The sequence below is a fragment of the Chryseobacterium sp. JV274 genome (genome assembly GCF_903969135.1).
Taxonomy (GTDB): Bacteria; Bacteroidota; Bacteroidia; order Flavobacteriales; family Weeksellaceae; genus Chryseobacterium.
This window is the reverse complement of sequence record NZ_LR824569.1, coordinates 3,550,233-3,574,167: the sequence shown is the minus strand read 5'-3', so window position 1 is coordinate 3,574,167 and position 23,935 is coordinate 3,550,233. Positions and strand designations below refer to the sequence as shown.

The window sequence follows — 23,935 nt, the reverse complement described above, 5'->3', positions numbered from 1 at the left end:
CATACAAGCTATTAATTAAAAAATAATATCATGAAAACTCAAATTCTTATTGCAGCACTATTTTTCGGTGGACTTGTAACTGCCCAGCAGAAAAAAGACAGTTTGAAAGTAAATGCTATTGATGCAGTGAATATCAAGAAGCAGGTTTTCAAAAAACAAGGAGACCGTTTAGTTTACGATGTAGCTTCTTCATCTATTGCTAAGGGAACCAACACCTTTAATCTTTTGAAACAAACTCCAATGATTTCCAGCATTGATGGAAAAACACTGAAGATTTTGGGAAAAAATGATGCGGTGATCTACATCAACAATAAGAAAACAAATATGGATTCTGAGGCATTGATTGAAATGCTGAAATCTACTCCATCAGAGGATATCCAGAAAATTGAAGTGATTACAGTTCCGGGAAGTGAATTTCAGGTTGAATCCAAAGAAGGCGTAATCAATATTGTAATGAAAAAAAGCAAAAACAACGGTTATAACGGAACGTTGAAAATGCAGAATGAGCAGGCTTATTACAACAACCCTAATTCAGGAGCTTCTTTTAACTTCAGACAAGGAAAGTGGTCCGGTAACTCAAACTTCAGAACGGGAAGCTGGACAGACAGACAAAGATATACACTCTCTAACGGAGATCCTACATTCAAAAATGAATCATTTGGATTTAATGATGATCCCAATAAAAATTTTGGCGGAGGGTTTAATGTTGATTATGAGATCAATAAAAAGCATAGTCTTGGTTTCTCCTACAACATGAGATATAATAAAAGTTTCAATTCTGTATTGGATATTACCAACTGGCAAAATGGGGTTTTAAATAATAGAACGGTCAATAATGAAGATGCACAAACGAGAAATCATTCTTTCAATTTAAATTATGAAATGAAAACCGATTCTCTGGGAAGCAGACTTACCTCAAACATTTCTTACTTATGGTTCAACAGAGATAAAGTAAGTTTTAATGAAAGTTTTCCTTTAACTAATGATACCATCAACAAATATTCTGCACTTCATCAATCAGTACCTCAGATCATTAACAACTATGCAGCAAATATCGACTACCTGAAAAAAACGGCTAAAGGCGCAACATGGTTAATGGGAATCAGCTACAATCATACGAACACTGATAATGATACCAAACAAGACAAATTAATAGGTAGTGATTTTGTGATAGATCCTAAACAAACCAATCACTTCATTTATAAAGAAAATATTTTAGGTATTTACCTGAACTATGAACGTAAACTGACTGAGAAAATATCCGGAAAAATAGGAGCCCGATATGAAATGACAAGAAGTACCGGAGAAATTCTGGAAAAAACAGGGTTTGAAAGAAATTACAACAATCTTTTACCTTATCTGAATTTAAATTATGCCATCAATTCTGATCACAATCTGAGCTATACTTTCTCAAGCAGAATCCGAAGACCAAGATTCTGGGAACTCAATCCGTCCAGAACGTATTTCACTCCTACGAATTATACACAGAACAATCCATTTGTTCTTGCTTCAAAATTTTATAATCAGGAGCTGAACTATATGTACAAAAATGCATTTTATGCCAATCTTAGCTTTAATATGGTAGAAGATGCATCTGCCTCTGACATGCTTCCATTACAAGGGACTTTAACAACTCCAGAAAGGGATAAAAATGGAAATATAGTCTATGGTCCAGGCGGAAATATGATCATGCGAACAACTAGATTCCTAAGGTATATAAGAACCAATTACGGTAAAAACAGAGAGCTCGCTCTTACGCTGGGAATGAACAAGTCATGGTTCAAAGACATATGGACAACTAACTATTCTGTTAATTTGGGTTATGTTACCTACAAAGGCGGAGTATGGGAAGATCCAACGTCTCAGCTAGGTCAGTACGAATCCGAGTCACTGGATCCTTATATCATTGATGTAAAAAACTACAATATGTCTGTAACGATCAATAATATTATCAGACTTTCATCTAAAAAAGACTGGTTCTTAGGAGTTAATTACTTCTTTGCAAGCCAGACCGCTATGGAAGGAGGTATGATAGGAGCAAGACAAAGCTTTGATCTTAGTCTGAAAAAAATTGCAGGCGACTGGACCATTGTAGCGGAAGTAAGCGATTTATTTAACCAAAGCTTTTACAGCGTTAAAGGAGTACAGCCAAACGGAAAATATAACAATATAACCAACTTCAACTATCCAAGGCTCATGAGCATCGGGGTTACTTATAATTTCGGAAATCAGAAACTGAAAAAGGCAAGGGAAATGAAATCAGCTAATGATGCTGTAAAATCAAGAACCTAATCTGCACAACTTATATCACAAATCCACTCTTAAATAAAAACAAACATGAAACGTATAATTTTGTCAATGGCTATCGTATTCGGTACTTGTGCACTTGCACAGGAGAAGAAATCTGATACGGCAAAAACAAAAAATATAGAAGGAGTTACCATTACAAAACAGGTTTTCAAAAAGCAAAGTGACCGTTTTGTATATGATGTGGCAGCATCACCAGTAGCTAAAGGAAATACCACTTTTGACCTTCTGAAACAGACTCCTCTATTGTCTTCCACAGATGATAAAACATTAAAAATCGCAGGGAAAAATAATGCTCTGATCTATATCAACGGAAGAAAAAGCAATATGGACTCTGAGTCGCTGGCTCAGTTCCTGAAAAATACTCCGGCAGAAAACATCCAGAAAATTGAAGTGATTACTGTTCCTGGCAGTGAGTATCAGGTAGAATCATCGGATGGTATCATCAATATCGTTTTAAAGAAAAAAATGAGTGACGGTCTCAACGGAAATATGAGAATGTCTAATACAACCGGTAAATACAACGGAAGCCAGGCCAGTTTCTCTGCCAACTATCGAAAAGGTAAACTGGGAGTGAGCGCCAACCTAAGCGGTGGTGAAAATATAGAGGCACAAACCTACACTTTAAGAAACGGAACTGCCAAAACATCTAACGAATCTACGGGAGATATTGATGATCCGAACAAAAATATCGGAGGTTATCTGAATATTGACTATCAGCTGAACGATAAAAGCAACTTGGCTTTATCATGGAACACATGGGCTAATAAAAGTTATAATTCTACCGTAAATCTTTTCAATACCATTAAGACAGAAAACGGAACAAAATATACATGGTCCAAGAATAAAGAAGATGCAAGATCTTACAACAATTCCGTGAATTTAAATTATGAATTAAAGACCGATTCCTTAGGCAGTAAGCTTAATGTAAATGCGGCTTATCTTAATTATAAAAGATTCCAGTTTACAGACAACAGAACACATATGTCTGATGCGAATATGGGAGTTGGAAAAATGACTACACAGTTATTCCAGGATCTTCCACAGATCATTAATAACTTCTCCGGAATGGTAGATTATAATCAGAAATTTAAAAATGATCTGACTATTTCAATAGGGGGAAATTATAACAAAACCAAAACAGACAACGATTCTAAAAACATTACGTATTCTTTTAATCCCGCAGAAGTTCCGGATTCAAGACCGAACCACTTTATCTATGATGAAAATATTTATGGTGCTTATCTGACGATAGAAAAGAAATTATCGGATAAAATCTCTGGAAAAATCGGAGCGAGATATGAAATTACAAACAGTCTTGGAACCTCTGACAATGCCCCTACAGATGAACTTAAAAGGATTGAAAGAAATTATAACAACCTTCTTCCCTATTTGAGCTTCAACTATGCAATCAATGATAAAAACAATATTTCTTATTCCTTTTCAAGCAGAATGAGAAGACCGAGCTTCTGGGAAATCAATCCGGTAAGAAACATTCTGACAGATGATAATTATACTCAGAACAACCCTTTTGTAAAGGCTTCATCTACTTACAATCAGGAATTAACTTATATGTTTAAAAACTCATACTTCCTGATTTTAAACCATTCTTATATTCAGGATGCCATCACTCAGGTTCCGCTGCAGGGATATCCGGTATCTCCTGATGGTACGGTGGGTCCCAATCCTGTATTGAGATATATAAGAACCAATTTCGGAAATAAACAGGAAATGTCTGCAATGGTAGGGGTTCAGAAATCATTCTTCAAACAATACTGGACCACCAACTTCAATATTGGAGTTCAGCATAATATCAACAATGGAAGCCTTGATATGGATCCTACTACGGGAGATCGATTTAGGAATCAGAAGGGCGAAGATATTGTATACACCAACAAGACTAATTCTACCAGTCTTTTGATCCAGACCAACAACACGATCCGTCTTGATAAAAAGAAAACATGGTTCTTTGGAGTTAATTATTTCTTCGTAGACAAGCAGCAGATCGAACTTGGATTACTGAAAAGTTTAATGAGTTTAGACCTCAGCATCAAGAAAGTGTGGAACGAGTGGACCTTCGCAGTTAATGCCAATGATATTCTTAATACCAATATCGTTAAAATTGAAGACTTCCAGGAGAATGGAAATTATAATTACATCCACCAAAACCGTTACAACAGAAATGTGATGGTAAGCCTTACCTACAATTTCGGAAACCAGAAAGTGAAAAAAGTACGAGACATCGAAGGTGCATCAGATGCTATCAAAAGCAGAACAAGATAAAGAACTATCTTTCTTCATATTCAATTAATTATTCTTACAGTATCCGCTGATTCTTTTCAGCGGATTTTTTATATTTAATTGCTATGAAAAAAGATATACATATTATTTCGGTTTGCTTAATCCTGCTTTTTCTATGGATTGGCTGCAAGGAAAAAAAGATAGAACTGGGTAAAAATGCCAGCTTTGATAAAGAAGAAAATATTCATTATGGGAATAGCGATAAGCAGGTCATGGATCTTTATATTCCAAACAAAAAAACAAATACCAAAAAAGAAGTCTTCATCATTATCCATGGTGGAGGCTGGCGCAGTGGAAATAAGTCACAATTGACTTTCTTCACACTTTCTCTGATGCAGAGATTTCCTGATCATATTTTCGTCAACATGAATTATAGACTGGCTTCAGCAACTCAATTTGGACTTCCGAATCAGGCTGAGGATATTAGAAAAGTGACTGAGTTGCTAAAAAATAAACTGGGTTACCACCCCAACCTGATTTTATTAGGAAACAGTGCCGGCGGGCATTTGTCTATGTTATATGCCTATCAATTCGATATTGACAAAAAAGTAAAAGCTGTAATTAATATTGTTGGTCCTGCAGATCTATCAGATCCGGGTTTCAGAAATTATCAGGAATATTCTTTTGTGGAAAAAAGGCTTGTAGATCCCGCTGTACCGAAAAAGGGCACAACACGAATAGATTTTGCAAGTCCTGTAAAATGGATAAGAGAAAACTCCCCTCCTACCTTATCTTATTATGGAAATTCGGATCATGTCATACCTTCTACTCAGGAAAAAATCTTAGATTCAGTTTTAAATAAAAATCATGTTATCCATGAGTCTTATCCATTCAATGGTGGACATCTGGATTGGGATAAACAGCCTAATGATGAATTTCTTATCAATAAAATTGAAGCTTTTCTTAAAAGACTAACAAAAAAATAACACGTTCTGATACTTCAAAACGTGTTATTCTTTTATCTATTAATGGTATTTATTCAGATTTTGCAACGGCTGTTCTTTCTGAAACCCCATTGGCATTGAAAGCTTCAATCTGGAAATAATAAGCATCTGTTCTGTCTGCTCCTGTAAAGAAATATTCATTCTTTCCGTATACCATAATGCTTCCATACAATTTATCAGGAGACTTCCCGAAATAGATTACATAGCCGTCTGCATCAGGATTCTGCTGCCACTTCATCCAGATACTTCTTCTTTCACCATATTTCTTGGGATCAGCTCTTAAAGGTACAAATCCCTCAACTTTTGAAGGCTGTTTCCCTGCTCCTTTTCCAAATACCCTGAAACCGCTCAGTGCAAATTTCCCTGTAGGCATTTTCAGATTTTCCATTTTAAGGAAACGGGCTTTTACAGGCTGCTCCAGCTCTACATAATCGTGAGGAACATCTTTTGTATTTTTGCTTTTATCTACAATTACACTCCACTTCTTGCCGTCATTGGATCCATAGATCTTGTACTGGTGCATTTTTCCTAAGGTTTTCCCCATAAACTCTGCATCCTGGTCAGCATAATTGATCTGAATGGCATTGATAGCAGAGACCTCACCAAGATCTGTCTGGAACCATTCTCCAGAATTTCCGGTCTTGGCACTCCAATAGGTTTTGATATCTTCATCTACAGCATTATTCGGCTGATATCCACCTAAAGTAGATGAAACCTGAACCGGTTTATTATAATTCAACAGCATCCATCCGGCAAAAAGACCTTTTGTAAAATCTTTTCCCTGTGCATATTGCGGAAGGTATGTGGGGTAATCACCATAAGCTGTATTACAGTACATTACATCATCTTTATCAAAACCTGCCGGCCAAATTCCCAGTCTTCTTTCAAAATTATTTTTAGTGGAGATAAAGATGGTTGAAATGTGCCACCAGTTTTTATAATTGTCTTCAAAAGTAGCTCCGTGACCTGCTCCTCTGGCAAAACCTCCCGGTTTATAGGAAAACGGATTATGCTGTTGGTATTCGAAGCCTTCCAAAGGATTTTTGCTTACGTATACTCCATCAGAATATCCGCTGAATTCTGTTGCCGGAGCACCATACTGCATATAATATTTTCCGTTGTGCTTTGTCATCCATGCTCCTTCCACAAAAGGCTGAAGAAAAACATTATCATTATACTCCCCGAAACGTTCCCAGCCGTGGTCTTCTGGTTTTAATTTAATAATCGGTTTTACAAAACCTTCAGACTGAAGGTTTTTCACTTTCACTTCTGTTCCCAGCAATGGCCATTCATTACTTGAACCCCAGTACAGATAGAGTTTATTTTTATCTTCATCATAGTGGAATGCCGGATCCCACGCTCCTACTTTTAAGGTATCTACAGCAATTTTCCAATCATCTTTTGTAGGATTTGTACTTTTCCAGATCGGAAAATCCTGCTCCCAGGTAGAACCATAAACGTACAAAGTGTCTTTCATAGCCCAAACTGCCGGAGCATTAAGATCATGAGTGTATTTATTGTCTCTGAGAAATTTCCTTTTTACAAACTTCCAGTCCAGCATATCGTCACTGTACCAATATCCTTCCTGATTCGTAGAAAAAAGAAACAGTTTATTCTTAAAATTAACAATCACCGGATCTGCCGTAGCACGGTGTTTTCCCTGTTTAGAAAAAACTTCGAAAGGAGTATAACCATAATCAATATTGATAGGATTACAGAAAGTCTTCTGCTGTGCTCCTGCAATGATTCCGAGAAAAATTGCTAATAACAGAAAGTATTGTCTCATTTTTAGATTTTAAAGATTACCGCAAAGTTAGCTAACTTTTTTTGGTTTTCTCCAAATAAAGCCGTCCAGGAGATAATGAGTAAGCTGAGGCACTACTAATAACGGAACCAGAAACTGAAACCATTTCTCCGAGATCATCACATTCATGGAAAAATGCTCGTTCCAGACCAGCGTTTCCCACAAAAATTCTTCAACAAAGGCAAATCCCAAAAGAACTCCTATAAATAAAAATACTCCGGAAAAAGATTTAAAAATCTGTATTCCATTCAACGTACTATTTTCCTTTTGCTGTATTTCCCGGATATAAATCAATGCGATATAAGGAATCCCGTGGGAAATCACATTCAGAAAAGTAAAAAGAAGATCATTGTTGAAGTACACGATTCCGAAATACCAGGAAAGGAAAGTTCCGGCAATCAGTGCAGTTTTGGGGATATTAATTCTTTTGGTTTTAAGAGCTTCAAAAACAGTTTTAGCAATCCAAATAATCAGAATTGTAAAATATATGACCATGATTAAATGAGTATAATCCGGGAGATTTTTAAGCCAGTCAAACTCATTATTGACAAACCATGTAAAGGCACGTGGTGTCATGAACCAATATAACATGGGATAGATTGTTGCGGAATAAACAGCTACCTCATCTATTTTTTTGCTCCAGTTATTCGGTTCAAAACGCGCATAGATTCTCATAAACCCGTATTGCTGGCGTATAAAATGGAAAACTGCAACCAAAGCCAATACCGACCAGAAGGTCAGATTCCCGAATTGAAACAGAATAACACCCAAAATCCAGCTTATAGCAGGAATTCCGAGATAAAGTAATTTATTTTTCTGGATCTCACCTTTTACAAAATAGGTCTTGAACAAGGTAGAATAGACGTGGGCTACATCCACAAAAACAATCAGAAAGAGCCATGTGTAAAAAGAATACTGATTTTCCAGCCCCTGAATCTGTTGCTGAAAAAGAAAAATAATCAGCAATACCAGGAAAGGTGGTGATAAAATAAACCACCAGTCTGTTTTGGCATTATGTATCCAGGGTTGTTTCATATAGTAATTTTATATCATTTTTTCTGCAGTCCGGATTCCCTGATAAAAGGCTTCTTCAAAAATAGATATTCCTGAAAGATCGGAATGGGCAAAGAAAATTTTATCTTCAATAGGTTCTTTTGCTGTTCTGGTTTCTTCTCCAAAAATCTGGTTGGGAACCGGCGCGATCATCGCATGCCCTATTTTATGAAACTGCATTTCCAGAACAAAGTCTTCTATCAGAGGGTGTGCTTTCTTCAGATCATTTAAAACTAAATCTTTCAGTTCGGCGTCTTTCATGGCATACAATTTTTTTCTTGCTTTTCTGCAGTCCCCGGTTGAAAAACTTTTGTAATGGGTAATCACCTTTTCACCCATAATCTGGTTAAGATTCTGATGCTGATCAAAGATATAACCCAATCCAGAAGATCCATAGATTACATTATCCCAGGCCAGTTCTTCATCTCCTCCGAATTCATTCCTCAGGGTAATTGTTGTTAAAAGCCAGGGAACATAGTTGAAAGAAGCCGCTTTTTGATGATTGAAAATTCTTTCGTTTACAAACTGTGGTGATGCAAACAGCACTTTATCAGCAATGATTTTTTTTGTTTTTTTCTGGGTATTGTCAAAACTCAGGACCTCAACTTTACCATTGAGCGTTACATCAAAGACAAGATTACCGGACATCTGTTTTCCTTCAGTATATTTTGAGAAATGTTTTGCCAGCCTTGCATTGCCTTCCGGCCATGTGAAAACCTGATCTTTATATTGAGTACTCCAGTTATTCTTTCTTCCAGCGAAATAATGAATTCCGGCCCATGCTGAAACATAATCTATCCCTAATCCGAAATCGTCTCTGCAGGAATAATCAAGAAGCCAAAGAAGTTCTTCGGAGTGATAATTATTTTCTTTGAGCCAGTCTTTGAAAATGAGCTTTTCAAGGTTTACAGCCTCATCTTTTCTGCTTGAATCATGTACCGGAATAGCAAACCAATATTTCCCCTGTGCATCTTTCTTTACACGAAACTCATCCATCAGCTTGAAAAAGCGGTTAAGTTCCTGCTGGGTTTCTGTTGAAATTCCTCTTTGGGGAACAATATCATTCTGCCAGGAGTTTTTATAAAACAGTCTTTCCTGTTGTGGAAAAGTCATTTGGTATTCATCAAGAATGGGCTCTCCGTTCTCTTCCGTTCCAAGACAGATTCCACATTCTTTCAGAAACTCGATGATTTCTGTATTCTCTTTGTTTGGCAATGGTAAATAGTGAGCACCTAAAGGAAATTTTGAAAATGAATTCTGTCCGTTGGAAGAGTTTCCACCGAGATGATTTTCCATTTCAAGGAGAAGGTAATCATTTTCATTATTCAGATTAAAAAAACGGCATGCCGAAAGTCCGGAAATTCCACCACCCACAATAAGATATTTGGTGTGGATAACTTCTGAAAACTGTGGAAAATCTTTTGCCCACAGCCGATGTCCGAGAACATGATTAGTACCCGTAATCCTCAGGAGCAGTGACTTCACCTTCTTTCCGCAATATTGCAAAAAGGGAAGCATAAGGCTACCTAAAAATATAGTTTTAAGAAAATCCTTTCTACTGTACTTTCCCCCACTCTTCATCGAAATAACGAACTAGTATCTGGTTATCCAGACGGTTAACTTCTACTTCTTTCACTTTCATATCTTTACTGAAATAAGACATCTGTGAAAAGTTGTAATCATAAAATTTTAAACCGGGAAGCTTTCTGTAGATTCTGTTGTTGACAGGTTCAAACGAAGCCATAGAAAATCCCCATTCTCCAAAAGACGGAACATAAGTATGATACGCCGCTGTGAAAGGAAAAATCTGATTGATCGTTTTTTCTATACACCAGAATGATTTGGGAGCAAAATACGGAGAAGTGGTCTGAACTACAATTTTAGTGTCCAAAGTCGTCAGTTTCTCCAGTTCTTTATAAAACTGCAGGGAATAGAGTTTCCCTAAGCTGTAATTGGAGGGATCCGGAAAGTCTATGATGATGACATCAAACTTTTTTTTGTTCTCTTTTACCCAAATGTAGGCGTCTTTATTGATTACTTCTACTTTAGGATTGGAAAAAGAACTTTGATTCAGCTTTCGCATGGTTTCATTGATCTTAAAAAACTGTGTCATTTCTCCATCCAGATCTACAAGCGTTATTTTTTTAACGTCTTTGTATTTTAATACTTCTCTTGCTGCAAAACCATCACCTCCTCCAAGAATCAAAACGTTATCAATGTTTTTTGCCATAGACATCGCCGGATGCACTAAAGCTTCATGATAACGGTATTCATCGGTGGAAGAAAACTGTAAGTTATTATTTAAATACAGACGGAATTCGTGAGTATTTCTGGTGAGAACAATCCTTTGGTAGGGAGAACTTTTGGTATAAACCACATTTTCACCATATAATTTTTCTTCAGAATAAGACAAAATAGTATCAGAAAAAATAAAAAGTCCTACTAATATAATGAATGCTGAAATTGATTTTACTTTTAATGAAAGCGGCTTTGACAATTCCCTTTTAAGATAATAGCACAGGAATATAGCGATCGAAATATTAATGAGCCCAAAAAACAAAGGGGTTTTTACAATTCCCAGTTTCGGAATCAAAACCAATGGAAATAGAATGGATGCCAGCAAAGCTCCGATATAATCGAATGCAAAGACATTTGAAACTAAATCTTTAAACTGCACCCTGTCTTTCAGAATATTCATCAAAAGTGGAATTTCCACTCCAACGAGGCATCCTGTGAAGAAGACAAAGAGATAGAGAACGCTCTCAAAATGTGCCAGTGTATTAAACAAAGTAAAGAGCACCACAGAGCTGACTCCGCCCACGATTCCAACCAGAATCTCAATCTCAATAAATTTATCGATCAGATTTCCTTTGATGAATTTCGCAAAATAGGAACCTACTCCCATTGAAAATAGGTACACCCCGATAATGAAAGAAAACTGCTTTACAGAGTCTCCTAAAAGATAGCTCGCCAGGGCTCCGGCCACCAATTCATAAATCAATCCACATGTAGCAATGACGAATACTGAAAACAATAAAAGCAGCTCAAGAGGAATCCTCTTCTTATCCATGAATTGCGGCGCTTATAATCATTGAAATTCCTATGATAAATGCTCCGAAGACAATAGCCAGTGCTATATTTTTGTTCTGAGCGATCTCATGCCATGTTTTTTCCGGAGTAAGTTTTTCAATAATGAAATAACACACCAGCAAAATAGCGATTCCTAAAAATGAGTAAAGAACCGAGTTGAATATTGGTAATAAATTGATGTTGTCCATAGTTTTATATTTTTATTTGTGATAGTATCTGTAGAATCCTACTCTGGAATGACTTCTTGTGGTTCCATCGCGGTATGTTTCCGTTTTGGCACAGTCGCAGACCTGATTTCCCTGATAAGTAAGATATACGAACCATGTCAGGAAAAAGCTCCCAATCAGGCAGAGTATCCAGTTTTGTCTTATATAGTTTAAAATATTAGTCATCATGATGCAGAATAAGGTGAGTTTGAACTGTTCTTCCATTTATTCACATTAAAGAAATGCTTTCCTATCCACATCGCTACAAACAAAGCGGCCATTATGAATATAATAAATCCGAAGTTCCAGAATGAAACGGGAAGCCAGGTTGCTTTGAGCTGTACATAGGTATTGCTTGAAATGGGATCTGTAGTGAGTTTAGGTGCTTCAACATTAATCAGGGAGTCCAGCTTTTGAGTCCCGAAAGACGTTTTAGTAAGTCTGGCTACTTCCGAAGTATCTTTTTCCAGTATCTTTCCATCTGTAAAAGATGTGGTTTGCCCGCTCAACAGGTCAGTAATCTCTATAATTCCCGATTTATCCCGTGATAACGTTACCTTTGAATCCGGAGACATAAGACCGGAAAAGGCAGGTAAAGAGCCATCCTTCTCTGCAGAAATAAGAAAGTGATACTGCCCGGAGCTTACTCCACAAAGATTAAAATCTTCGGACTGACTTCCTTCTGACCAGCTTTCCCCATCTTCGTAACCATGATACTGTTCGATATCTTTGGAGGTATAGATAATTTCATTGGTTTTTTCATTCACAAGACTCAGCTGAATATTTGCCCAGGAATTATCAACCCCTGAAAATGCATTTACCTTTAATGGTGCCGAACCTCCTGAAAGGGTAAAACTACTGCTCACCATTTCTTTATCCCGTACATCTGTAAAGTTGATGGTCTGCGCAAAAACGGTTTCGTTAGTTCTTGATGTATAAACATAGAGCTGAAACAGACATATCAATAATGCTGCTATACAGAAAATGTTTATAGCCTGTTTGATATCAAAATAATAAGGCTGAACAATTCCTACTCCTGTATAATAGGGCATATGTGCTATTTTAAAAGCTTTTTTAACATCATGTTTTGAAATGTGAACTCCATAAAAATACTGGCTTTTCTTGCTGGTCTTTTCCTGAGAGATCATACGGGTTCCGTTGACATATTCTTTGTAAGTGGCAAGACTAAAATCCACGTGTTCTTCAAAAAAACCGGCTGCAGCTTCAACACTGCACTGAGAGTTTTCGTACCAGCGATAGGTTCGTCCTAGATAGGTTGGTAATTTCGAATTTTTACCTTTAAAATCATCGGGATGCATAGGAATCAGGAAAACCCAATGTCCGTCACTTTCACTCAGGAAAGCATCATTTCCTTTGCTGTCTTTTAGATAATATTCGCGCCAGAAAATATTGTTGCCATATCTTTTGACAATAATAGCAACGACTGTATATTCTTCACCTCCGATTTTTCCTTTTTGGCCAACATCCAACACAACGTTTTCCGTTGGGACTTTCAAATGTTTGATTTGTTTGTTTCCAGCTACATCAATAAGATGAGAACAGGTTTGACAAACATATTCTTCAACAGGAAAGGTGAGATCTAATTTATTTTCTGATTCGCATGCTGGGCAGACATAGTGCATTGTTATCTGTAAATTTTGTGTTTTTGAATGGTATTAGCTTTAAAATACTGAACCACTTCATCTGCAATCTGCTCTACTTTTGTGGTATTGTCCTGTGTATAATTACAAAGGAAAACATCGAAAGTAAGCTGTTTAAATTCCGGCCACGTGTGGATACAAAGGTGAGACTCTTTAAGGATCACTGCAGAAGTAAAACTATCATTCTCAAAAATATGATTGGTTACTCCTACAATTTCCACCTCTTTGGTTTTCAGAATCTCTTCTGTAAATGTGAGAAAACCTTTGCTGTCTAATAACAAATCTTCTGACTCTGTTTCCAAAGTCAGAAGAATATGTAAACCTTTACTTGATAATGGGTTCAATTAATTTTTTCGTAAATATATTATTTTTTTGGAAGAAAAACCTCAGCAAGCATACATCTTGCGCTTCCTCCTCCATTTACTTCAATGGTATTCAGGTCAGAATAGATAATTTCGCAGTATTTTTCAATAGCGACTACCTGATCTGCAGCTAAAGATTGATAAGCAGTCTGGCTCATCACCAGAAATTTCTCACCGTTTTTGTTCTGAACCTGAAGCATATTTCCTGCAAATTGCTGCATCTGCTCTTCTGAAATTTCGATGATTTCTTTTCCGGAACCTTTAATAGTTTCAACTACTTTTTCTCTTTCCAGCTCATCATCAATACAGTCCAGGCAGATTACGACAAACTTATCCGCTACACACATCATTACATTAGTGTGATAGATAGGAAGTCTTTCTGTTCCTACCGTCTGGAATGAATGGAAAACAACCGGAGTGAACCTGAATTTTGCACAGAATTCTCTGAACAGTTTTTCATCCAGCCTCAAAGAAACGGAACCGTAAGCAATTTTATTATCGTGATCGAAAATCATACTTCCCGTTCCTTCCAGGAAATGCCCCTGAGTTTCAGGAAAAGACCAGTCATCAATTTCAGCAACTTCAAAGCCTTGATCTTTGATGCTTTCAATAATATCTTCTCTTCTTTCTACTCTTCTGTTGGAAGCGAACATCGGATATAAAACCACTTTCCCGTCTTTATGGAAACTCACCCAGTTGTTCGGGAAAATAGAATCCGGAGTATGAGGATCCAATGTATCTTTTATGGTGATCACATTGATTCCTTTTCCTCTCAGCTTTCCGACAAAGGTGTTGAACTCAGCCAAAGCTTTCGACTGGATATCAGAACCCGTCTGCTCTACCTGAAAGTAATTGTTTTTCGCTGTCTCAGCGTTGTAACCGAATGCAATCGGTTCTATCATTAATACTGTATCTGTTGTTTGCATTTTTTTTGATTAAAAGATTGAAAAATTAAAAAGATTGAAAGATTAAAAACTCTCTCACTTTCAAACACTAAAACTCTCCTACCTGATTATTCTCTCACAAGCGGCATTGTGGAGCATCTCAACAAACCGCCCATTTTAGAGATTTCTCTATAAGGGATTTCTTCAACGGTCATTCCCCACACGTTTCTCAAATGGTCATTCATTCTGGTGAATGCTTTGTCTGAAACTACTATATCAGGAGCAATAGAGAAAATATTCGGGAACATTTCAAACATTTCTTCATCATTGATATGGAAGCAGTTTTCTTCTCCGAAAATGTCGATAATCAAGCGGTAGTCGCTTTCGTCCACGAATCCGTTTTTATAAATGATACATTTGTCTTCTCCTACCGGATTAAATGTACAATCCAGATGCAGAATTCCTTCAAACGGAACTTTATCATTTTTCTTCAGCTCCAGGTCGATGATTCTTTTCTTTGGAAAATATTCTTTTAAGATTTCAATGGCATACTCATTTGTTCTTGCCGTCTTATAGTTTCTGTAATCTTCGCTGAAGCAGGTTCCGATAAAAATAAAATCATTCCATACGATAACATCTCCTCCTTCAATATGTGCTGTTTCCGGAAGGTTGATAATCTTTCTCCATGCTACTTTCTCAAAAACGCTTTTGTATGCTTCCTGCTCGTCTGCTCTGTCTGCAATCACATTGGAAATGATCATCTTGTCATCAATCACAAAGGCTACATCTCTTGAGAAGACCTGGTTGTAATCTTTGATGATACTTGGACGCAGTACTTCAACGTCATACTTTTTTAAAACCGCTTCAAAAGCGTTCATTTCATTGATAATATCCTCTTCTTTAGGATACATGTTGTGTTCGATTGAGTAATATGACTTTGCGTCATAACTTTCCTCTAGTGTGGGAACTGCCCCCAGTGAATTAGGCTGGCCTAGAACTACTGACTTCAGCCTACCCGTTTCGTTTTTAATGTTTAGTCTCATAAAGATTTATGCAATACTACAAATATAAGTAAAGGTCTCTACCTATAAAACTTTTGGATTATTTTATGTATTAAATTTGATCTCCAAAATCAACACCCTTCAACAAAATTTCCTTGTCTGCACAGCCAACTGTAGTGAATAGCTCCAAAAACATCTACAACTTACTATTTTCCATCTACATAAGAACAAAAAAACAGATAATTCTATTATTTAATTTCCTATATTAGTGATATAATTTTCGCGAAATTATATCTCATAAAACTTAACTATTAACACCAAAAATCAAAGTTATGAACAAGAACAATCCGGTGCTGAAAAACGCACAAAAATTAGGAAGAGAACAACAGAAATCCGTAATGGGAGGTGCGCCAATCTCAACAGGCAGAAGATGCTGTGAGTGGGATGATACAGGAAAATGTTATATCTGGACTTGTGACAGATGCCAATGTCCATAATAAAAACGAAAGCCTGCTTTTTCAAGCAGGCTTTCTTATCTCGCTCTGTTTTCTTCTTCTGTTCTCTGGGTTTCTTTTACCTGATATTTTGAACTTCCCATAGTATAACTGAGTGAAAATACCAATCTGCTGCTATCCCACCAATGGGTAAAACGATTATCCATGATCTGTTTATGACGAAATTCTAATCGTTGATCATAAGAATCAAGGAGATTATTAAACCCGATTTTAGTGTTCAGTTTATTATCAAACCATGACTTTTGAACTGATACATCTATGGTATACCTTGGTTTGATAATGTAAAGACTGTTCCCCGTTTTAGATTCATAATTAGCAAATACATTCACAGTAAATCCTTTTGGAAGGGAAAATACCTGATTGAGCCTCACTTCATAATTGTAGATTTTCAATGCAAAGACCTCATCCAGATAAGGTCTGAATTCATCATTATAATATCCTGTGATCTGACTGGTAACATTCCACCATTTTGTAATTCTGATTGGAAAGCTGGTTTCCAAGACAGCAAAGTTCCGGTAAGGAAGATTTGTTCCCAGATATTCTAATACATTCGTTTCCGGATTGTACAGGGGATAACGTGTCATCACATCTTTTTCTTTTCCAACGGTAAAGCTTGTGATCCAGTTTTTATAACGGTAGGTTGCTTTGATCTGGTTTGTAAAAGAAGGAAGCAGATAAGGGTTTCCTATCCAGTAATTTAGCGGACTAAAATAAAACCGGAACGGATTGAGCTGAGAGAAGACCGGTCTTGTTATTTTCCTGCTGTAAGAAAGGGAAAGTTCGCTGGACTTGTTAAAAGTATAATTTGCACTTAATGATGGCAGCCATTTCAGATAGTTTCTTGCAACAACGGAATCCACAGTAACTGCATTGGAAATACTGTTTGTATTTTCAAATCTCAGGCCTGCATTGATCTGTAAGCTTCCTATTTTCTGTCTGTATGCCAGATAACCTGCCCATATTTTTTCTTTATATAAAAACACATTACTTCTTGCAGGATCAAAGACAAAATGGTTTCCGGCAGACAGTGTATCATACCTGATATTGTTTTGGGTGTCTGAATTGATATATTTAACTCCCGCTTCAACATCTGCATGATCAATTTTCTGCGAAACATCTATCTGGGCAGTATAGATAGTAATTTTATTAATCAAGTCAGACTTCCAGTAAGACAGAAGATTTACTGTGGTCTGATCTCTATTGATAAAATCATCATTCTGTTTATTTTTAACTGAAAGATAGTTTCCTAAAAAACCGAATTTAAAACCTCTATTTTGAAAAGAATAATCGGTGGTAATTCCATAATTATTTTGTGAATAACGGGTAGGACTTTCACTGGCGGTATTCAATATTGTCTGGGTTTCATTTTTATCGGTAGTAAAAAGTGATCCGTTTCGTGAACGGTCATTATTCCTGAAATTACCTCTCAGATTGATCCCTAGTCTGTTTTTATCATTCAGTCTGAAATCGGCTCCCGTCTGAATATTGTACATCTTTCCAAAATCTTCCTGATAGGTATGGGTGCGCATCATATTTGTATTTGCCAGTCGCTGCAAAGCCTGATAACGATAGGTTGAAATACCTTCATTATAACCTGCCTGAAGACTGTATGTCACTTTCCCCGTATGATAAGATGTATTGAATGCATTTTCCCTGTAGTTGAATTTATTAATATACACATTACCATTATAGCTTGCTTTCCAGCCGAGTCCGGTATTCTTTTTTAATTTAATATCAATAATCCCTTTAAATTCGGCATCATATTTTGAAGACGGATTGGTATTCACTTCTACAGATTCTACCATATCCGGGGATAAAGACCGCAAATAAGCCTGCAGTTCCTGATTACTCATCACAACAGGTTTTCCATCAATAAGAACAGCCGGAGCAATTCTTCCGCCAATAAAAATTCCGTCTTCCTGATCCACTGTTACACCAGGTGTTTTTCTTAAAACATCAAGAAGATGCATAGACGTTTTAAAGTCTCTGTTTCCGGCAACAGAAACAACGAGGTTCCCATCACTCAATTTCATCTTTCGTGGAGCGGATTGAAGAATGATTTCTGAAATAGTCGTGGTGGAAGATTTTGCCTGAGCCAGAGAATCCGGAACTTTTCTTTTTACAATTTCCTGCGCTTTTCCAAAAATTGAGAGAAATAGCATGAATAACAAGAGCCACAATTTGATTATCATAGATTTTAAATTTTATGAAATCAAAAGTATCAGCTTGTTGTAAAAATGCGGTTTTGAAATTGAAATTCCGCAGTACTGAATTATAAATTTGAACTCTGAAACCTAGGCTCAGCAAGGATTTGAGATTGTTTATACAAAAGAGGAGTTGTATTTTTAATTTTCTTAAAGGTTGAAAAGAAAGTGGACTTAGAATTAAATCCTACTTCATACCCGATCTCCTCAATTTTTAAATAAGACCCGTTTTCTATTTTTTCACAGGCTTCATTGATCCTGTATTCATTGATACAGGTAGAAAAACTTTTCCCCAAATTATCATTCAACAATTGGGACAGTTGATGAGTAGACATATTCATTCTTGAAGACAGGTCGCTCAATTTTAAATTCGGATTTTTATAGAGTTCTTCTGTATCCATTAATCTCTCTAATCTTGATACAAAACTATCTACTTGTTCTCCGGAAATCTTTTTATTGGAATACTTTTCTGTTTCTTTTACCGGAAGCTGCTGATATTTCTTGTTAAATAAAATCAAAAAATTGGCATACAGCACAAATGAAAACACGAGACTTCCTCCTGCACAGTATATCTGTACCCAGCCCGTTGATAGCAGCTGATAGCTAAGAAATATAATCACATTGCTGACCAGAATCGGAAGTACAAAGTTATTCGGACTTTTAGGGTGCTGCTTAAGCAAAATATAATACTGATAGACTGTAAGAAATATAAATACAGACCAAACGGTATAGATAAAAGTACCAAAATAGTTATCCCACGTAATGGGAAACACTAAATACAATAAACCAACAATTCCTAAAATAAGAGTTAATATCCCAAACCATTTCTGACAGTCCTTCCAATCAAACTGATCCTGCTGGAAGGAAGATTTCACATAATAATATAAAGCTGGTCCGGTAAAAAATAAGGCTGACAGCCCTAAATGCGCGATAATTCTGGGTAAATCAGGATAAAAATAAAAGCATACAGAAATCATTACTCTTGAGCTTAGCATTAAGAGAAGAATTCCAAGGAAAAAATCCGGAGGGTATTTCAGTTTTTTAACAAACAGCAGATAGAAGCCCAGCAGAAGTCCGTTGAATGCTCCTACTGCGCTGAAGAAAAATAACATCTGTTCTCCAAAAGTCATTGGGTATTAATTTTTTACAGTAGTAAATTTAATCAATTTATTATATTATATTTTGTAAAAATTAAAAATATCTTTCTCTTTTTTAGGATTCTTTTTCCAGCCTTTTCAGGATCAGTGTCCGTAAGCGCTCATCATGGTCATCCCCCCATTTCCCTAGTGTGGCAATAACCGGAATCAATGTCTGTCCAAATTCTGTAAGCCTGTATTCTACTTTTGGAGGTACAACGGGATAAATCTTCTTTGTGACAAGTTCATGCTCTTCCAGTTCTTTTAACTGAACATTCAATACTCTGCGGGAAGCATCTGGAATTTTCCGCTGCAATTCACTGGGTCTTTGAAATCCTTCATTAATAAACCATAGTAAACGGATTTTCCATTTGCCATAGAGCACCTCAGCAATCAGATCAAGCCCGCAGTTCAGATTGGGTGGGATTTTTCTTTCGTACATAAAACAAATGTAACACAATGAGGTGAGATCACAATAGGGGATTAATTTATCACTATGTGATTCGTAAGACCGTACTTGTAAGAGCCTGTTATACTCCTGAAATTTGTACAAAAAAGAAATCATGACAGAATCATTTAATTTCAACAATGAATTATCAGGTAAGATTGCTTTGGTAACGGGTGGGACAAAAGGAACCGGAAAAGCTATTGCTGAAAGATTACTAACCGCCGGTGCCACTGTAATTATTACTGCAAGAAATCAGTCTGAAGAGATGAATAATCAGCTTCATTTTATTTCAGGAGATCTGAGTAAGGCAAAAGACACGGAAAAACTGGTAATAGAAGTGTTATCTACTTTTGGTAAGCTTGATATTTTAATTAATACATTGGGTGGCTCAGAAACGCCTGGTGGCGGCTTCTCTGTTCTGAATGATGAAGACTGGGAAAATACAATTCAGACCAATTTGTTGGCACCCGTTCGTTTAGACAGAGGATTTCTTCCGCAAATGTTGGAACGAAGGGAAGGTGTGATCATTCATATTGCGTCCATTCAGGGAAGACTGCCTTTATTTGATTCCACATTACCCTATGCTGCTGCCAAGGCCGGACTGATCAATTACAGCAAAGGTTTATCAAAAGAAGTTTCCCCGAAGGGAGTCCGTGTACTTACTGTTTCTCCAGGCTGGATCATGACTTCATCTGCCATCCGAATGATGGAGCGTATTGCTAAAAGTTCAGAAACTTCAATAGAAGAGGCAACTCAAAGTGTCATGGATGCGTTGGGTGGAATTCCGATCGGTAAGCCTGCCCAGCCAGAAGATATTGCAGAATTTGTTGGTTTTTTAGTTTCTCCACGGGCACAATATTTAACAGGAACCGAATATGTAATAGATGGTGGTACTATTCCTACAGTTTAATCATTTAAAAATAACAATATGAACTTACCTAACATTTTACAGGAATTTTTAAAGGCACAGAAGCTCTTTGACAGTACAACTTTTTCCAATTGTTTTTCTGAACAGGCATCCGTATTTGATGAAGGAAAAATATACACGGGAAAAGAGGAAATAAAGCAATGGAATGAAAAATCTAATCATGAATACAAAACCTTGTTTGAAGTAAAAGATTTTTCGGAGAAGGATAATACAACTGTTTTAAGAATCAAAATTTCCGGCTCTTTCAGTGGTAGTCCGGTAGTGCTGAATTTTCATTTCCGGTTGAAAGACCATCTTATTATGGCGTTAGCTATTACTGAATAAGTTGTAAAAAAAAGAATCCCAAAGTTTGCTTTGGGATTCTTTTATGGTATAAGCAAATATTATCTGCTTGCGATGTCAATGTAGTTTCTTTCCTGAGCACCTTGGTAAACCTGTCTTGGTCTTCCGATTGGGTCTCCTTTCAATCTCATTTCTTTCCACTGAGAAATCCATCCTGGAAGTCTTCCTAATGCAAACATTACTGTAAACATCTCTGTAGGAATTCCTAACGCTCTGTAGATGATTCCTGAATAGAAATCTACGTTTGGATATAGTTTTCTTTCAATGAAGTACTCATCTTCAAGTGCTACTCTTTCTAACTGCATTGCAATGTCAAGAGCTTTATCCTGAATACCAAGTGCAGTAAGGATATCGTCAGCAGCTTTCTTGATGATTTTCGCTCTTGGGTCGAAGTTTTTGTAAACTCTGTGTCCGAATCCCATTAGACGGAAGCTATCACCCTTATCTTTAGCTTTAGCAACATATTTAGATACGTCACCACCATCTTTTTCAATAAGTTCAAGCATTTCGATTACCGCCTGGTTAGCTCCACCGTGAAGTGGTCCCCAAAGTGCAGATACCCCAGCAGAGATAGAAGCGAAAAGACCTGTGTGAGCAGAACCTACCATTCTCACTGTAGAAGTAGAACAGTTTTGTTCGTGGTCTGCGTGAAGGATTAATAATTTATCTAAAGCATTTACAACTACCGGATCGATTTCGAAATCAGCGTTTGGTAATCTGAATGCCATTTTGTAGAAGTTCTCTACATAGTTTAGGTTGTTATCACCGTGGTTTAATGGTAAACCTTGAGTTTTTCTGTAAGTCCAAGCACAAAGGTGAGAGAACTTAGCGATCATCAGCTCAGCAGCATGATCCATTTCTTCTTTAGAATTTACGTTAACGGCTTTCGGGTTGAAAGCTGTTAAAGCAGAAGTCATAGAAGATAAAACTCCCATAGGGTGAGCAGAACGAGGAAAAACATCAATGATTTTTTTCATTTCGTCTGCGATGAAGTTATATTTTTTAATATTGTTGTCGAATGAAGTAAATTGATCCTGAGTAGGTAATTCTCCATGTAATAAAAGATACATTACTTCTGTGAAGTTAGATTTCTCAGCAATCTGCTCGATTGGATAACCTCTGTAGAACAATTCTCCTTTATCTCCGTCTAAGTAAGTGATGTCGCTAATAGTAGCTCCTGTATTTTTGTAACCTAAATCCAGAGTGATCAAACCTGTCTGGTCTCTTAATTTTGAAATATCAATCCCTCTGTCTCCGATAGTACTATCCACGATAGGATATTCATATGAATTACCGTCGTAATTCAATATTACTTTGTTGTCTGACATTATTTATTTATTTTTTTTAAATATACCACTTTCCATAAAATACGGCAAACTAAAAATTTCGCTTGCCGTGATTTATAAATTCGATTAATTATCTTTTGATTTTAAAAGCTTCCAATCCTGGGAAAATTGCAGTTTCACCTAAAGCTTCTTCAATTCTCAATAATTGATTGTATTTAGCCATTCTGTCTGATCTTGAAGCTGAACCTGTTTTGATCTGTCCACAGTTCATTGCTACCGCTAAATCAGCAATTGTAGAATCTTCAGTTTCTCCTGATCTGTGAGACATTACTGAAGTGAACTTGTTGTTCTGAGCCATTTGTACAGCAGCCATTGTTTCAGAAAGAGAACCGATTTGGTTTACTTTTACAAGGATAGAGTTCGCAATATTTTCTTTTACTCCTCTGGATAGTCTTTCTACGTTGGTTACGAATAAATCATCACCTACAAGCTGTACTCTGTCACCGATTTTATCAGTTAACATTTTCCAACCCTCCCAGTCATTTTCCTGCATACCGTCTTCAATGGAAATGATTGGGTATTTTGCAGCCAGTTCAGCTAAGTAAGAAACCTGCTCGCTGCTTGAAAACTGAGCTGCGTCCTGAGTCTGGAATTTTCTGTAATCATAAATTCCGTCTTTGTAGAATTCAGAAGCCGCACAGTCAAGTGCTAACATAATGTCGTCACCTGGCTTATAGCCTGCTTTTTCAATTGCCTGAAGCAATGTATCCAAAGCATCTTCAGTTCCTTTGAAAGTAGGAGCAAAACCACCTTCGTCACCTACCGCAGTAGATAAACCTCTTGAATGAAGAATAGATTTCAGATTGTGGAAAATTTCAGTTCCTTTTCTCAATGCATGAGAGAAAGAATCTGCTTTTACCGGCATGATCATGAATTCCTGGAATGCGATAGGAGCATCTGAGTGAGATCCACCATTTATTACATTCATCATTGGAACAGGAAGCGTGTTTGCATTCACTCCACCTACATATTTATAAAGTGGCATTCCCAATTCTGCAGCAGCAGCTCTTGCTACGGCCAAAGAAACACCAAGAATAGCATTAGCACCAAGATTTCCTTTGTTAGCCGTTCCGTCAAGATCAATCATAATCTGATCGATATAATTTTGTTCGAAAACCGGCTGTCCAACTAAATTCTCTGCAATTACTTCTTTTACATTTTCAACAGCTTTCAGAACTCCTTTCCCTTGATATTCTGAACCACCGTCACGTAATTCTACCGCTTCGTGTTCTCCTGTAGATGCTCCTGAAGGTACAGCAGCACGGCCCATTGCCCCGCTTTCTGTAAATACATCTACTTCAATGGTAGGGTTACCTCTGGAATCTAAAATCTGTCTTGCTTCTATATAAGAAATTGCACTCATTTTTTATTTTTTTTAGTTTAGACAAATTTAATCAAAATTT

Annotated in this window: 21 protein-coding genes; 6 read left to right on the top strand and 15 right to left on the bottom strand. The window is 36.8% G+C overall.

From position 1 onward, the window contains the following. Positions 1 to 30: 30 nt before the first annotated feature. The 3 genes from CHRYMOREF3P_RS16510 to CHRYMOREF3P_RS16500 all read left to right on the top strand — a co-directional run bounded on the left by CHRYMOREF3P_RS16510 (position 31) and on the right by CHRYMOREF3P_RS16500 (position 5,534). Positions 31 to 2,292 (top strand): outer membrane beta-barrel family protein, encoded by a 2,262-nt coding sequence (locus tag CHRYMOREF3P_RS16510; RefSeq protein WP_180565064.1) that lies wholly within the window; start codon positions 31 to 33, stop codon positions 2,290 to 2,292. Positions 2,293 to 2,337: 45 nt separating this feature from the next. Beyond that, complete coding sequence (locus tag CHRYMOREF3P_RS16505) at positions 2,338 to 4,590, top strand: TonB-dependent receptor domain-containing protein (protein ID WP_180565063.1); 2,253 nt, start codon at positions 2,338 to 2,340, stop codon at positions 4,588 to 4,590. 83 nt (positions 4,591 to 4,673) lie between these two features. Then, entirely contained in the window at positions 4,674 to 5,534 is an 861-nt protein-coding gene (locus CHRYMOREF3P_RS16500; RefSeq protein ID WP_180565062.1) for an alpha/beta hydrolase, read from the top strand. A gap of 49 nt (positions 5,535 to 5,583) precedes the next feature. Here the strand turns inward: CHRYMOREF3P_RS16500 and CHRYMOREF3P_RS16495 are convergent, their stop codons facing one another. The 10 genes from CHRYMOREF3P_RS16495 to CHRYMOREF3P_RS16450 form a co-directional block, all read right to left on the bottom strand. Continuing rightward, on the bottom strand, positions 5,584 to 7,338 hold the full coding sequence (locus tag CHRYMOREF3P_RS16495) for a discoidin domain-containing protein (RefSeq protein ID WP_180565061.1): 1,755 nt from the start codon (positions 7,336 to 7,338) through the stop codon (positions 5,584 to 5,586). Between the two features lie 27 nt (positions 7,339 to 7,365). Beyond that, on the bottom strand, positions 7,366 to 8,391 hold the full coding sequence (locus CHRYMOREF3P_RS16490) for a hypothetical protein (RefSeq protein ID WP_180565060.1): 1,026 nt from the start codon (positions 8,389 to 8,391) through the stop codon (positions 7,366 to 7,368). Positions 8,392 to 8,400: 9 nt separating this feature from the next. Next, on the bottom strand, positions 8,401 to 9,927 hold the full coding sequence (locus CHRYMOREF3P_RS16485) for an NAD(P)/FAD-dependent oxidoreductase (RefSeq protein WP_232539050.1): 1,527 nt from the start codon (positions 9,925 to 9,927) through the stop codon (positions 8,401 to 8,403). 37 nt (positions 9,928 to 9,964) lie between these two features. Beyond that, complete coding sequence (locus CHRYMOREF3P_RS16480) at positions 9,965 to 11,479, bottom strand: polyamine aminopropyltransferase (protein ID WP_180565058.1); 1,515 nt, start codon at positions 11,477 to 11,479, stop codon at positions 9,965 to 9,967. Beyond that, a complete protein-coding gene (locus CHRYMOREF3P_RS16475; protein ID WP_077413617.1) occupies positions 11,472 to 11,687 on the bottom strand; it encodes a DUF350 domain-containing protein in 216 nt (71 codons plus the stop codon). Before CHRYMOREF3P_RS16475 ends, CHRYMOREF3P_RS16480 begins: the two co-directional genes overlap by 8 nt. Before the next feature lie 12 nt (positions 11,688 to 11,699). Then, positions 11,700 to 11,930 (bottom strand): hypothetical protein, encoded by a 231-nt coding sequence (locus CHRYMOREF3P_RS16470; RefSeq protein ID WP_232539049.1) that lies wholly within the window; start codon positions 11,928 to 11,930, stop codon positions 11,700 to 11,702. After that, on the bottom strand, positions 11,891 to 13,348 hold the full coding sequence (locus tag CHRYMOREF3P_RS16465; protein ID WP_180565057.1) for a DUF4178 domain-containing protein: 1,458 nt from the start codon (positions 13,346 to 13,348) through the stop codon (positions 11,891 to 11,893). Before CHRYMOREF3P_RS16465 ends, CHRYMOREF3P_RS16470 begins: the two co-directional genes overlap by 40 nt. Before the next feature lie 2 nt (positions 13,349 to 13,350). Next, on the bottom strand, positions 13,351 to 13,710 hold the full coding sequence (locus CHRYMOREF3P_RS16460; RefSeq protein WP_121486271.1) for an S-adenosylmethionine decarboxylase family protein: 360 nt from the start codon (positions 13,708 to 13,710) through the stop codon (positions 13,351 to 13,353). 20 nt (positions 13,711 to 13,730) lie between these two features. After that, positions 13,731 to 14,654 carry a citrulline utilization hydrolase CtlX gene (gene ctlX, locus CHRYMOREF3P_RS16455; protein WP_180565056.1) on the bottom strand — a complete coding sequence of 308 codons (924 nt, stop codon included), beginning with the start codon at positions 14,652 to 14,654 and terminating at the stop codon, positions 13,731 to 13,733. Between the two features lie 86 nt (positions 14,655 to 14,740). Continuing rightward, positions 14,741 to 15,655, bottom strand: coding sequence for a dimethylarginine dimethylaminohydrolase family protein (locus CHRYMOREF3P_RS16450; RefSeq protein ID WP_077413613.1), 915 nt, complete (start codon positions 15,653 to 15,655; stop codon positions 14,741 to 14,743). 290 nt (positions 15,656 to 15,945) lie between these two features. On the opposite strand from CHRYMOREF3P_RS16450, the gene CHRYMOREF3P_RS16445 reads away from it, so the two are divergent. Then, a complete protein-coding gene (locus tag CHRYMOREF3P_RS16445; protein WP_156118387.1) occupies positions 15,946 to 16,110 on the top strand; it encodes a hypothetical protein in 165 nt (54 codons plus the stop codon). A 35-nt stretch (positions 16,111 to 16,145) separates the two neighbouring features. Here the strand turns inward: CHRYMOREF3P_RS16445 and CHRYMOREF3P_RS16440 are convergent, their stop codons facing one another. The 3 genes from CHRYMOREF3P_RS16440 to CHRYMOREF3P_RS16430 form a co-directional block, all read right to left on the bottom strand. After that, a complete protein-coding gene (locus tag CHRYMOREF3P_RS16440) occupies positions 16,146 to 18,320 on the bottom strand; it encodes a TonB-dependent receptor domain-containing protein (protein WP_180565055.1) in 2,175 nt (724 codons plus the stop codon). An 80-nt stretch (positions 18,321 to 18,400) separates the two neighbouring features. Then, on the bottom strand, positions 18,401 to 19,462 hold the full coding sequence (locus CHRYMOREF3P_RS16435; RefSeq protein ID WP_077413611.1) for a helix-turn-helix domain-containing protein: 1,062 nt from the start codon (positions 19,460 to 19,462) through the stop codon (positions 18,401 to 18,403). Between the two features lie 82 nt (positions 19,463 to 19,544). Continuing rightward, positions 19,545 to 19,910 (bottom strand): winged helix-turn-helix transcriptional regulator, encoded by a 366-nt coding sequence (locus CHRYMOREF3P_RS16430; RefSeq protein ID WP_077413610.1) that lies wholly within the window; start codon positions 19,908 to 19,910, stop codon positions 19,545 to 19,547. Between the two features lie 121 nt (positions 19,911 to 20,031). On the opposite strand from CHRYMOREF3P_RS16430, the gene CHRYMOREF3P_RS16425 reads away from it, so the two are divergent. Together CHRYMOREF3P_RS16425 and CHRYMOREF3P_RS16420 are read left to right on the top strand one after the other, a co-directional pair. Further along, positions 20,032 to 20,826 (top strand): SDR family oxidoreductase, encoded by a 795-nt coding sequence (locus tag CHRYMOREF3P_RS16425; RefSeq protein ID WP_077413609.1) that lies wholly within the window; start codon positions 20,032 to 20,034, stop codon positions 20,824 to 20,826. Positions 20,827 to 20,844: 18 nt separating this feature from the next. Continuing rightward, positions 20,845 to 21,168 carry a hypothetical protein gene (locus tag CHRYMOREF3P_RS16420; RefSeq protein WP_077413608.1) on the top strand — a complete coding sequence of 108 codons (324 nt, stop codon included), beginning with the start codon at positions 20,845 to 20,847 and terminating at the stop codon, positions 21,166 to 21,168. A gap of 59 nt (positions 21,169 to 21,227) precedes the next feature. Here CHRYMOREF3P_RS16420 and CHRYMOREF3P_RS16415 read toward each other — a convergent pair whose 3' ends face one another. After that, entirely contained in the window at positions 21,228 to 22,514 is a 1,287-nt protein-coding gene (locus CHRYMOREF3P_RS16415; RefSeq protein ID WP_047380612.1) for a citrate synthase, read from the bottom strand. 88 nt (positions 22,515 to 22,602) lie between these two features. Further along, positions 22,603 to 23,895, bottom strand: coding sequence for a phosphopyruvate hydratase (eno, locus tag CHRYMOREF3P_RS16410; RefSeq protein ID WP_077413607.1), 1,293 nt, complete (start codon positions 23,893 to 23,895; stop codon positions 22,603 to 22,605). Positions 23,896 to 23,935: the final 40 nt, after the last annotated feature.